Source organism: Sutterella sp. KLE1602 (assembly GCF_001578585.1).
Lineage (GTDB): Bacteria > Pseudomonadota > Gammaproteobacteria > Burkholderiales > Burkholderiaceae_F > Sutterella > Sutterella wadsworthensis_A.
In genome coordinates, this window is record NZ_KQ968489.1 from 35,606 (window position 1) to 48,213 (window position 12,608).

10 protein-coding genes are annotated in these 12,608 nt (G+C 60.7%); 7 read left to right on the forward strand and 3 right to left on the reverse strand.

The window, feature by feature from the left end:
- Positions 1-306: 306 nt before the first annotated feature.
- From dnaA to HMPREF3036_RS01345, 7 genes are all read left to right on the forward strand, one after another.
- Complete coding sequence (dnaA, locus tag HMPREF3036_RS01315; RefSeq protein WP_062330935.1) at positions 307-1,668, forward strand: chromosomal replication initiator protein DnaA; 1,362 nt, start codon at positions 307-309, stop codon at positions 1,666-1,668.
- 52 nt (positions 1,669-1,720) lie between these two features.
- Entirely contained in the window at positions 1,721-2,833 is a 1,113-nt protein-coding gene (dnaN, locus tag HMPREF3036_RS01320; RefSeq protein ID WP_005434132.1) for a DNA polymerase III subunit beta, read from the forward strand.
- Between the two features lie 113 nt (positions 2,834-2,946).
- The gene (locus HMPREF3036_RS01325; RefSeq protein ID WP_005434131.1) at positions 2,947-5,478 is read left to right on the forward strand and encodes a DNA gyrase subunit B; all 2,532 of its coding nucleotides are present in this window, start codon (positions 2,947-2,949) and stop codon (positions 5,476-5,478) included.
- A gap of 74 nt (positions 5,479-5,552) precedes the next feature.
- Positions 5,553-6,494, forward strand: coding sequence for a 5'-nucleotidase (locus tag HMPREF3036_RS01330; protein WP_005434130.1), 942 nt, complete (start codon positions 5,553-5,555; stop codon positions 6,492-6,494).
- 4 nt (positions 6,495-6,498) lie between these two features.
- The gene (locus HMPREF3036_RS01335) at positions 6,499-8,529 is read left to right on the forward strand and encodes an oxidoreductase (RefSeq protein WP_062330938.1); all 2,031 of its coding nucleotides are present in this window, start codon (positions 6,499-6,501) and stop codon (positions 8,527-8,529) included.
- A 574-nt stretch (positions 8,530-9,103) separates the two neighbouring features.
- Entirely contained in the window at positions 9,104-9,814 is a 711-nt protein-coding gene (locus HMPREF3036_RS01340) for a cyclic nucleotide-binding domain-containing protein (RefSeq protein ID WP_156469707.1), read from the forward strand.
- Positions 9,801-10,445: a BON domain-containing protein gene (locus HMPREF3036_RS01345; RefSeq protein ID WP_005434127.1), complete on the forward strand. Its 645-nt coding sequence runs from the start codon at positions 9,801-9,803 to the stop codon at positions 10,443-10,445. The genes HMPREF3036_RS01340 and HMPREF3036_RS01345 overlap by 14 nt, the downstream gene beginning before the upstream one ends.
- Positions 10,446-10,521: 76 nt before the next feature.
- Here HMPREF3036_RS01345 and menA read toward each other — a convergent pair whose 3' ends face one another.
- The 3 genes from menA to HMPREF3036_RS01360 are packed head-to-tail and all read right to left on the reverse strand — an operon-like array spanning position 10,522 to position 12,574.
- Positions 10,522-11,433, reverse strand: a complete 912-nt coding sequence (gene menA, locus HMPREF3036_RS01350; protein WP_005434126.1) for a 1,4-dihydroxy-2-naphthoate octaprenyltransferase — start codon at positions 11,431-11,433, stop codon at positions 10,522-10,524.
- Positions 11,433-11,726, reverse strand: a complete 294-nt coding sequence (locus tag HMPREF3036_RS01355) for a YbeD family protein (protein ID WP_005434125.1) — start codon at positions 11,724-11,726, stop codon at positions 11,433-11,435. Before HMPREF3036_RS01355 ends, menA begins: the two co-directional genes overlap by 1 nt.
- Positions 11,723-12,574: a hypothetical protein gene (locus HMPREF3036_RS01360; protein ID WP_062330944.1), complete on the reverse strand. Its 852-nt coding sequence runs from the start codon at positions 12,572-12,574 to the stop codon at positions 11,723-11,725. The genes HMPREF3036_RS01355 and HMPREF3036_RS01360 overlap by 4 nt, the downstream gene beginning before the upstream one ends.
- Positions 12,575-12,608 lie beyond the last annotated feature (34 nt).

A 12,608-nucleotide genomic window follows, 5' to 3' on the forward strand; every position in this document is an offset into this window, starting at 1 on the left:
AAAAATCTTGTCCTGTCATGAAGTTCGGTAGGCTTCCCCTCAGGCGAAGGCTCGAAAAACACAACATCTGGGGGTCGGGAGCCGACAAACCACATTGGGTTGTGTAAATCTTTTCTCCACGCTTTTTCAGGAAAGCCCAAGTTGTTGAGAGGCAAGGGAAATCTTATCCACACCGAATTGTGGATAAGTTATCCTCAAGCAAAGTTATCCACGGACAAATCGGCTAAAATAATATATTCGTCTTCCTTGCCCCGCCCTGCCCGGCAGGCCGCCCAGGCAAGCCTTCAATCTACATCTAGGCCCGTCATGAACAACTTCTGGCAAGACTGTCTCGCGCAGATCAAAGCGATGAAGCTTCCTCCGATGATCATCACCAATTGGTTCGAACCGATTGAGCTGGTGCGGTGGGACAGCGAACGCGGCGACATGGTCCTTGAAGCGCCCGCCAGCAAGGTGCAGACGATCCGCGCGACGTATCTGAAGACCATTCAGGACGTGGCCGTGCACCTCTACGGCGGCCAGGTGAAGGTCACCCTGCAGGCCGTCGGCGCACTCGCAGGCGACGTGCAGACTCCTGCTCAGCCCAAGGGACCGTCCCTCGAGGACATTGAGAGGAGACGCGAAGAGACCGGCCTCCTTCCCGGCCTCACCTTTGAAAACTACGTCAACGGCAACGCCAACCAGCTCGCCGTCGCGGCCGCGGAACACGTCGCCACTACGATGGGCATGCAGTACAACCCGCTCTACATCTATGGCGGCGTCGGTCTGGGCAAGACCCATCTGATGCAGGCCATCGGCCACCGCTATCTCGACCTTCATCCGAAGGCACGCGTCCGCTGCATCTCCGCCCAGGACTTCATCAGCGAGTACACGACCGCCACGCGCGACTCCTCGAGCTCCCGCAAGGCGCTTCAGATGTTCGACGAGCGCTACCGCAACCTCGACCTGCTTCTCATCGACGACGTCCAGTCCTTCTCGGGCGCCAAGGGTTCCCAGGCGCAGTTCTACCGTGCCTTCGAAGCGCTCGTGCCGCACAACAAGCAGGTCGTGCTCACGGCCGACACGTACACCCGCAACCTCAAGGACATCGAGCAGCGCCTAATCTCGCGCTTCTCCCAGGGCCTGTCCGTCGCCATCGAGCCGCCCGAGCTTGAAATGCGCATCGCCATTCTGCTCAACAAGGCCAAGGCGCTCGGCGCCGCGCTGCCCGAAGAAGTGGCGATGTTCATCGCCAAGCGCCTCAAGTCCAACGTCCGCGAGCTTGAGGGCGCCCTTCAGCAGGTCATCGCCTACCAGCAGTTCCAACCGTCGGCCGCCAAGGAAATCACAATCGACATCGCCAAGCACGTCCTTCGCGACCAGTTCTCGGTCAACAACAACCTGATCACGATCGAGAGCATCCAGAAGACCGTCGCCGACTACTACAACATCAAGGTCGCGGAAATGCATTCGAAGCGCCGCCCCGCCAACATCGCCAGGCCGCGCCAGATTGCCATGTACCTCACCAAGGAGCTGACCCAGCACAGCCTCCCCGAAATCGGCGCCAACTTCGGCGGCCGAGACCACACGACCGTCATGCACGCCGTGCGAAAGATCACTCAGGAACGCCAGGGCAACGCCGAGCTCAATCACGAGATCCACGTGCTCGAGCAGATGATCAAGGGCTGACAGAAGCACCCGACGGAACCCGATTTTTTGAATTTTTCACCAGGTATTTGTTATGAAGAACATCCAGAGCGTCTGCGAAAACCTGCTCAAACCCGTCAAAATCGTCGAAGGCATTGTTGAAAAGCGCCAGACGCTGCCGATTCTGAGCAACATCCTGATCGAGCAGAACGGCGAGAACGTCAAGTTCTCCGCCACTGACCTCGATATCCAGATCAGCACCGAGGCTCCCGTCGGCGTCGCAGGCGTCGACACCCGCTTCACGGTCGGCGCCTCCAAGCTCGCCAGCATCCTGACGGCTCTTCCCGCCACCAACGAGGTCCAGTTCGATCTCGGCGACCGCGGCCTCACGATCAGCAGCAACAACGGCAAGTTCCAGCTTCAGACGCTCTCCGCCGACGAATACCCCGTCCTCAAGGAAAGCCAGTGGGAGACGACGCTCTTCATCCCGTCCCGCACGCTACGCTACCTGCTCACGATGACGGCCTTCGCTATGGCCAGTCAGGACGTCCGCTACTACCTCAACGGCGTACTCTTCGTCGTCGAGGGCAAGAAGCTTCGCACCGTCGCCACCGACACCCATCGTCTCGCCTGCTGCGAAGTCGACGTTGATGACGAAAACACCCCGATGCAGGCCATCATCCCGCGCAAGACCGTGCGCGAGCTCATTCGCCTGCTCCCCGAGGACGACACGCCCGTCCGCGTCCAGTTCACGGACCTTCAGGTGTGCTTCTCCTTCGGCAACATCACCTTCATGAGCAAGCTCATCGAAGGCCGCTTCCCCGACTACAAGCGCGTGCTTCCCTCTCAGGACACGAACCCGAACGCCCTTGAACTTGAGCGCGAGGCGATCTCCAACGCGCTTCGCCGCGTCGGCATCATGACGAACGAGAAGTTCCACGGCATCCGCTGGATCCTCAACGGCGAGGGCCTGCAAATCCAGAGCACGAACTCCGACCACGAAGAGGCTCTCGAACGCTTCGACGTGCCCTGGACGCACGACGAGCTCGACATGGGCTTCAACATCACCTATCTCCTTGAAGTGCTCGGCATCCTCAAGAACAAGACCGTCCGCTTCAACTTCTCCACCGCCTCCGGCAGCGTGCTGATCACGATGCCCGAATCGCAGGAGCGCTTCCGCTACGTCGTGATGCCGATGCGCATCTGACGCTCCGAGCGCACGAGAGGAAACCGAACTAGAACAAGGCTCGGCAAGCACCGCAGCCTGCATACCGCTTACTGCAGACCGGCTCAGGGCCGGTCTGCCGAAGGATTTATTCAATGACCGAAATGGACACGAACAGCGATCAGCAACCGACCACTGCGTCTACCTACGACGAGCACAGCATCCAGATTCTGGAGGGCCTGGAAGCCGTTCGCAAGCGTCCGGGCATGTACATCGGCGACACCGCCGACGGCTCCGGGCTTCATCATCTGGTTTATGAAGTTGTCGACAACTCCATCGACGAAGCTCTTGCAGGCTACGCCACGAAGATTCAGGTCACCATCCACACGGACAACTCGATTTCCGTCGTGGACGACGGCCGCGGCATTCCCTCGTCCATCAAGTGGGACGACAAGCACAAGCCCAAGCGCAGCGCAGCGGAAATCGCCCTGACCGAACTTCATGCCGGCGGCAAGTTCGACAACAACGGCTACAAGATCTCCGGCGGCCTGCACGGCGTCGGCGTCTCCTGCGTGAACGCGCTTTCGACCTGGCTGCGCCTCATCGTGCGCCGCGACGGCGAAGCCCGTCTCCTCGAATTCGAACGCGGCAAGGTCAAGAACCGCCTCACTGAAACGGCCAAGGATCCCGTCACGGGCGCCGAAGTCCTCATCTCTCCGATGAAGCTTCTCGGTCCGACGAGCCGTCGCGGCACGGAAGTGCACTTCCTGCCCGACACGCAAATCTTCGAGCAGATCACCGAGTTCAACTACGACACCCTGCTCTCGCGCCTGCGCGAGCTTTCGTTCCTCAACTCCGGTGTTCTCATCGAGCTCAAGGACCAGCGCACCGCACACGAAGCCCAGCTTCTGACGGACAAGGGCCTCGTCGCCTACGTCCAGTTCAAGAACCAGAGCCGCACGGTGCTCCACCAGAAGATCTTCCACGCCAAGGAAACGGTCTACGAAAACGGCATCCCCATTGAGGTCGAGATCGCCATGCAGTGGCAGGACGGCTACAGCGAAGTCCTTTCCGCCTATACGAACAACATTCCGCAGCGCGACGGCGGCACGCATGTGACCGGCCTGCGCATGGCCATGACCCGCGTTCTCAAGAACTACATCTCCGCCAACGAAATCGGCAAGAAGAGCGGCAGCAAGAAGGCCGACATCGATCCCGAGGGCGACGACATGCGCGAAGGCCTGACGTGCGTCCTCTCCGTGAAGGTGCCGCAGCCCAAGTTCAGCTCCCAGACGAAGGACAAGCTCGTCTCGAGCGAGGTCCGTCCCGCCGTCGAGGAGGTCGTGTCCCGCGAGCTCGAGCTCTACCTCGAGCAGAATCCCGCCGATGCCAAGATCATCTGCGAGAAGATCGTGGCGGCCGCCCGCGCCCGCGAAGCCGCCCGCAAGGCCCGCGACATCTCCCGCAAGAGCTTCTCCGGCGGCGGCCTGCCGGGCAAGCTCGCCGACTGCCGTGAAAAGAATCCGGCCAACAGCGAACTCTTCCTGGTGGAGGGTGACTCCGCAGGCGGCTCGGCCAAGCAGGGCCGAGACTCCAAGTTCCAGGCCATTCTTCCGCTGCGAGGCAAGGTGCTCAACGTGGAAAAGGCCTCTCAGGACAAGCTCCTCGACTCCGAGCAGATCCGCATGCTGACGCTTGCGCTCGGCACCAACATCGGCAAGGACTTCGACATCTCGCGTCTGCGCTACCACCGCATCATCATCATGACCGATGCTGACGTGGACGGCGCGCACATCCGCACGCTGCTCCTGACGCTCTTCTACCGCCAGATGCCTCAGCTCATCGAGAACGGTCACGTCTACATCGCCCAGCCGCCTCTCTACAAGGTGAAGAAGAACCAGGCCGACAAGGGCGTGTTCCTCAAGGACGAGCGTGAAATGAGCGACTATCTGCTCAAGATCGCCATGGAGGACGCACGCCTCTACCGCAACAAGGACGCCTTCGACGCCGACACGCCGGTGCGCGGCTCCGAGCTCGAGACGCTTGTCAACGAATACCTTCAGTCGAGCGACGTCATCGCCCGCCTTCAGGGCGTGATCGACAAGTCCGTGCTCGTGGCCATCGCCGCAGGCGTCGACATCAACCTTGAAAACGAGTTCACCTCGCACCACACGGCCGAAGTGCTTCAGCAGGAGCTTCGCGATCCGAACGTCAAGGTCGAGGCCGTCTACGACGAGGAGAACGAGAAGCACCTGCTCAAGGTCCACCGTCTCAAGCACGGCAATTACAAGACGACGAACGTCACGCCCGAGTTCACGCTCTCCGCCGACTACAGGAAGCTGCAGGAAAGCGCCGCAATGCTCCGCGGCATCATCGGCACGGGCGCCCGCGTCGCGCGCGGCAAGAACGACCAGGCCGTCAAGAACTTCGGCGAAGCCGTCAACTGGCTGCTGAAGCAGGCTGAAAAGGGCATCATCCGCCAGCGCTACAAGGGACTGGGTGAAATGACGGCCGAGCAGCTCAACCTGACGACCATGGATCCGTCCGTGCGCCGCATGCTGCGCGTCCGAATCGAAGATGCCGCCAGCGCAGACGCCATCTTCTCGATGCTGATGGGCGACGTCGTCGAACCGCGCCGCGACTTCATCGAGACCAACGCGCTCTTTGCCGGCAACATCGACGCCTGATCGCCGAGGGAAACAGGATGGCCGGCGCCGCTGGCCTTCCGCTTTCACCGCCTCAAACCATTGGAGGACGCCGCGTGGATAATCTCAAGGAAAAAGTGGTCATCGCCGTTTCCTCAAGGGCGCTGTTCGATCTTGAGGAGGAGCACGCGCTTTTCGAGGAAAAGGGCTACAAGGCATTCAGGGACCATCAGGTCCGCTACCAGAACACGCCCCTGCGTCCGGGCGTGGCCTTTCCCTTCGTGCGCCGCCTGCTCGCCCTCAACGAGCTCTACGGCGATCTGGCGCCCTTCAGGGTCATTGCGCTCTCGCGCAACTCTCCTGAGACGGCCCAGCGCTTCTTCCATTCGTGCCGCCACTACAGGCTGCCCATTTCGGCGGGCGGCTTTACGTCGGGCCACTCGACCTATCCGTATCTGGCCGCCTTCAACGCCTCTCTCTTTCTGAGCGCCAACCCCGAGAATGTCCGCAATGCCATCGCCGCAGGCCAGCCTGCGGGCCTCGTGATGCCGTCTCCCGTCGGGGACGAGGATGACGACGCCAGTCCGACGCTGCGCATCGCCTTCGACTTCGACGGCGTGATCGCCGACGACGAAAGCGAGCGCGAGTACCAGAAGGAGGGGCTCTCGGGCTTTCATCGACTCGAGCAGGAAAAGGCCTCCACGCCCCATTCGCCGGGGCCCCTGCGCAGGCTCTTCGAGCAGCTGTCGGCCTTTCAGCGCTTCGATTACAACCACAGGGGCGCCGCAGACCCGTACTTCGAGCCCGCCGTCCGCATCTCCATCGTGACGGCTCGAGGCGCGCCCAGCGAGGAGCGCCTGATCACCACACTGAAAAGCTTCGGCATGAGCGCCGCGGAGCTCTTTCTGCTCGACGGTCTCGACAAGCAGCCGTTTCTCAAGGCCATCAGGCCGCACATCTTCTTCGACGACCAGGCGAACAACCTGAAGCCGAGCCTCAACATCGTGCCGTCCGTGCTGGTGCCCTTCGGCATCCATCATCTGGAGAAGCTTCCCTAGCATCATGGCCGCCTATCCGCATCTGTTTCTGCCTCTCAAGGTGGGATCGCACTTCCTGAAGAACAGGATCGTCATGGCCCCCGTTGAGACAGGCCTCGAAAAGCAGGACTACTTCGACCCGCGCGTCGTGGAGTTCTACGAGGAACGCGCGCGTGGCGACGGGCCGGGGCTCTTCATCCTCGGCAACGGCGTCGTGCACGAAACTGGTCTGCGGAATCTCAAGGACCCCGTCCTGACGGCCGGCCTGCTCAACAATGCGGTTCGCCTAACATCCGTCATCCATGAGTCGGGCTCCAAGGTCCTTCTTCAGCTTCAGCACCACGGCGCCGGGGCAGACCACATGTTTGCCGTCTCCGCCTCGCGCTTTCGCAACAGGGACACGGGGCGCACGCTGCACAGGGCTCCGGGGCTCCTGGTGAGCCACTTGATCAGCCAGTACTCCCTCTTTGCCTACCACGCCATCCTGCACGGAGAATTCGACGGCGTGGAGATCTACGGCGGCCGCCTTTCCCTGCCGAACGTCTTTTCGAGTCGCCTCTTCAACCGCCGCCACGACAAGTGGGGCCTGCAGGCCCGCACGCTCTTTGCGGTCGAGCTCGTCCGCCGCATCCGAAGCTTCGTCGGACCGGCGCCGATCATCTCATACCGCCTTTCGCTTCTTGACCTGCACGCGGGCGGCAGCGAATGGCACGACCTCCTTGCCTTTGCCCAGGCCCTTCATTACGAAGGCGTCAATCTCTTCAGTTTCGACATCGGCTTTACGCCCAACAGCGTTCCCGTCAACAGCGACCTGACACCCGCAGGCGTCTGGGTGCCGTTCATGGAGAAGTTCTCCCGGGAGATCAAGGTTCCCGTCATCTTCGGCCACCGCATGCCGGGGCCCGACAGGCTTGACGACATCCTGCAGAACAACATCACGAGTCTCGTCGAGATCGGTCGTCCGCTCATTGCGGACGCACGCTGGGTGGAGCACGTGCACACGGGCAAGCCCGTCAGGCCATGCACACTCTGTCCGCACGGCTGCACGCGCCCCGACAGGCGCGAGGGCAGGGAAATGCTGGCCTGCATTGCAGACCCATACGTCCTCAGACGCTCTCACAAGCATCCTGGCGGCCTCGACATACTCGTCGTAGGGGGAGGCCCTGCCGGCATGGCTGCGGCCCGTGAGGGCGCTCTGAGAGGCCACAAGATCACCCTCGTTGACGAAGGTCCCGAACTTGGCGGCCTTTACAGGCTCTGCGCAAAGATTCAGGGCCGAAGCTCAATCGCGGAGCTTCTCAAGGTGCAGGAGCGCGAGCTCGTCGAGCTCGGCGTCGAAATCATCCGCAACACTCGCGCCACCGCGCAGTGGATTGAGGACAACTACAGCGGAAGCAGGATCCTGCTCGCCACGGGCAAGGAATCCTGCATGCCCGACATTCCCGGCATCGACACGCCCAACGTCCTTTCGCTTGAGGACCTGCTGCAGGGCCGCGTGCCCGTCGGCCACCGTGTCGCCGTCATCGGCAGCGGAAACGTCGCCGTGGACGTCACGCGCCATCTCTGCACCCACGACCTGAAGGCGCACGATGAATGGTGCTGCGCCTGGGGCATCGGCGACCCCGCCGAACACATCGGCGGCACGCTCGGCGTCATCCCCCATCTCAACCCCGCTCCGCGCAAGGTCTACCTCATCAATGAAACGAATGAGACCACCGAGGAGCTCTTTGCACACGAGCGCAGGCTCTACGAAGTCCAGTGGCTGCGCATGCACGGCGTGAACATCTTCGACGAGGCCAACGTCGAACAGATCGACAGCCACTCGGTGCGAGTGAGCTGCGAGGGCGAAGAAGGCTCCACCATCCTTCGCGTCGACCACATCGTCGTGGTCGGAGACCGCGAGGCGAATGCAGAACTCCAGAACGAGCTCACCGAGCTCGGCATTCCCTTTGAAGCGGCGGGCAGCATGAAGTTCAAGGCCCCCTTCGGAACGGCGGGAGAGGCTACTCTGGACGGCATTTACGTCCTTCAGGCACTCGAAAAGCGCAGTCTCTGAGTTTTCGCCTCCAAAACAAAAACTTTTGGAGCACAGTAATAAATGCACCCAATCCACAGGGAATACACAGAATAACCCACAAGTTATCCACAGGTTGGCGATCGGAAATGGGCGCATTTTAAAGCCCTCTTTTGATCTCCAGTCGCCTTCTCCCCGGTTCTTGCGTTTCTACATTTTCCGTTTTTTGTGTAAAGTTGAAGGATCCTCGCAAAGTTCTACTCTATATATTTCTTCTTAAATTCTTTATGTTAGTAGTGGTAAGTAGTAGGTGAGGACGGTTTTTGTGGATAATAGACTTTTGTACCTAAAAAACAATAAGATGCACCTGTGAAAAGCGTGTGGACAAGCCTCTGGATCTCCTGTGGGAAAGACGGGAAAAGCAGGGGACAACTTTGGGCTCCGGAAGGTGCACAAAAAAGTTATCCACAAAATCGAGAATCTTCATCAGAAGTTATCCACAAAGTTGACCACAAATTTTTAAACATTTTTGTTTATGACCCCCGAAGTCATTCCCTGGATGTCCCCCTGCCTTTCGCAGTCGATGAGCTTTGTGCTGGCAGGCATCGGGCATCCCATGAAATTCCGTCGCGGCGACGTGATCTACACCTCTCCCGGTCTGTTCGGCAATCTGATGTACGTGCGTTCAGGATTTGTGGTGAAGGCTCTGCTGGATCCAGTGAGGGACGAGCCCCTGCTTCTGTCGATGGCGGGGCCCGGCGCGCTGTGCGGCAATTATGAGAATCTGTACGTGAGGGACCGCATGCCCAGACGTCACTGGTGTCTGACGTCGACCGAGGTGCTGGTGGTGAACCAGGAGCTGCTTCTGAAGATCGCCGACCAGAATCCCGAGTGGCAGCACGAGCTGTCGGGATACTCCTCCGTCTCGTCGATCTGCGACAGGATGGGTATGTTTCTCAATTATTCCGGCACGGTCGAGGAGCGCCTCGGCGCATTATTATTGTTGATGCTTCACTGCGAGAAGCCGGCGGCCATGGCGAATCTTTTCTCCAAAGGCGTGGAATGGGTGGAGCTGCCCTTCTATCCCGACAAGGGGACGATTGCAAGGCTGCTCGGCTGCAAGTTCGAGACCGTCAGCGACGTGGTCAGGCAGTGGGGCTCGCATGATGACATCCGCAGGCGAAGCCGGAGGATCTGGCTGAGGCGCCGGACGTTTTTGAAGTATTGGGAATGGCTCATGCCGTTCATGCAGCAGAGCCGCGCCGAGGAGCGTGCGGCGGAGGCCTTGAGACAGGCCCGGAGGAGGGAAGAATATGACAGTTTCTAAGGTGTTCGTTCTGGCTGCCGCCGTCGCGACGGTCGGCTTGAGCGGATGTGCGCCGATTCTGATCGGCGGCGCGGCCGTCACGTCGGCAACCGTCATTACGGACCGTCGAACGACCGGCAGCATTGTCGACGACGAAGTGCTCGAGAAGCGCGTTCGCTATGAAATCGGCGAGGTCATCGGACATGAAAAGCACCACGTGGTCGTGACGAGCTACGAGGGCAAGGTGCTTCTGACGGGCGAAGTGCTCACGGCCGCCGACAGGCAGAAGGCCCAGGACACGGCCGTCAAGAGCGTGGGCGTGCATTCCGTGATCAACGAACTCGCCGTGATGACGCCCGCCACCGTGGGTGCCGTCCTTTCCGACTCGATGCTCGCGACCAAGGTCCGCAGTTCGATCATCGGCACCAAGAAGATTTCGCTCAACCAGATGAAGGTCGACGTCCAGCGCGGCATCGTCTATCTGATGGGCATCGTGACGATCGATGAGGCAAGGACCGCCACCAAGGTGGCCGCCGGAGTTTCCGGCGTTCAGCAGGTCGTGACCTGCTTTACGATCGAAAGCGAAGCAGCCATCAAGGAGCGTCTCAAGAATCTCGAGTCGAACAACAGCTCGAAGAGCGCCGAACCGTAAGCCCCGTGCCTTGAAGGATAAAAAACTCTCCGCCCGCCTGCAGCGGGGGAGAGTTTTTTGTTGATGATTCGGCGCCTCAGAGAAGGCAGGCAAGCAGTGCGCCCAGAGAAAAAAGCACCGAATAGGCGAGTTCGTACTTGACGCATCCGAACATCGTGGCGTTGAGCGCCTCGTGCTGCAGCGTGCCGAACTGCTTCCACAGCGGAAGGCACAGCGGCAGGCAGAGCAGTACAAGCAGGCAGGGCCAGAATCCGGGCGCGGCGGCCATGACGAGGCCGAGGGCAAGCGGCAGCGCCGTCATGATTCTGAAGACTGCCGTGAAGGTCTTGTCGCCGAGCACGACCGCAAGCGTTTGGCGGCCGATGCTCTTGTCGTGCACTCTGTCCCTCCAGTTGTTGACGGCGAGCACGGCGGCCGCGATCGAGCCGAGCGAGATGCTCAGGAGGACGGCGTTTGCCGACACCGTGAAGGTCTGCAGGTAGTAGGAGCCGCAGACGGCCGTGAGACCGAAGAATACGAGCACCGTCGCCTCTCCGAACGGCGTGTAGGCAATGGGCTTCGGACCGCCCATGTACGAATAGGCGGCAATGACCGAGGAGATGCCGATCAGCGCGAAGACCCAGCCGCCGAGCCAGATGAGCACGGCGGTGTTGAGCAGTGCCAGCACGATGAGCGTGAGAATGGCCCTTCGGGCGGCAGAAATGGAGATCCAGCCCTGGGTGGTTGCACGGGGAAGCCCCCTGCGGTTGCCTGTTTCCGCCTTCTTCTCCGTATAGCCCAGATCGTTCTTCATGTTGCTGATGATCTGCATGAGCAGAGCGATCGTCATCGTGAAGAACGCGGTCAGGGCATCAAATCTGCCCGTTTCGAACAGGGCGAGGCTTAGCGCGGCAATGACGGGAGCCACGGCCACGCCCCATGTCTTCGGGCGCGTGAAGGCCATCCAGGCCTTCAGGCTGCCGGGCTTGACGTCCTCGACGCCCGTCATCAGAGCGCCACCTTGACCATCGGGTGCGCGGTCAGGGCTCGGTAGAAGTTGTCGAGCTGTTCCTGAGACTGCGCGTTCACCATGATGCTGAGCGCAAGATACTTGCCGGTCTTGGAGAGGGCCGTCGTCATCGTGCCCTTGTCGAAGTCGGCGAAGTGTCCGGAGGCGAGTTCGCTGATCGCGACAGGAAACTCAGGCTGGTTGAGGCCCATGATCTTGATCGGGAAGTTCAGCATGGGAAAGACCATGACCGGAGTCAGGTCGTCGGGCTGGGGCTTGGAATTGTCGTTCATCGGGATTTCTCCGCTTCGTTGATGTCTGTCGTTGTCAGTATGATCGTGTCCCGGACCCTTTGCCACAGGGAGCCTTCCTTGACGGGCTCCTTCGCGTAGACCGGCACGGACCGCAGGCACTTGCCGTTGAGCCAGATGCTCAGCGTGCCCAGCGGCGTTTCGGCGTCCACAGGGGCGATGACGGGCTGCTGACGGGTGAGGTGCATTTTAAATGCTTCCGAGTCCTTGCTCAGCGTCATGGTCTTGGCAATCGTGACGACGACGTTCTCGTGCGTGACGAGCGTCACGTCCTGAGCCTCTCCCTTGAAGACGGGGGTGCGTCCCACGGTCTCTCCGTTGCGGATGACCGTTGCGGTCTTGTAGCGCAGGTGGCCCTCACGAAGAAAGACGCCTGCCGCCCTGTCGAGGGTCTCACGGGTGTCGGATCCGAAGACGACGGCAAGGAGACGGTGTGTCTCCCCGTTGCCGAGCGGATTGACGGACACGTAGATGCCGTCGCAGCCGATGTCCGTGCAGGCCGCGGCGACGGGAGCAAGCCGTCTGGCCGCCTCCTGCTCGTCGTCGGCAGCGGTTTTCGAAAGAAAGGCCTTCCACTGCTCGTCGGAGATCGCGGCCAGACGCGCAACAAAGGCTTCCGTTGCGGTTTCACCAGCCTTGACGGGCTTGTCCGCCATTCCCGGAAAGCCATTGAGCTGTTCCGCCAGAGGCTCGGTGATGAAGAGCAGGTTGCCTTCCAGCTGAAGAATCTGTCTGCTGTCCAGATCCATCAGGGCCATGGCGCCGACGGCAGACTGCGACGCGGCGCAGAGCATGACGGCGGACAGAAGCGGGGATGTTGAGAAGCGCATTGGGAGAGAGGATGATTGGGAACGCGTTGCCAAC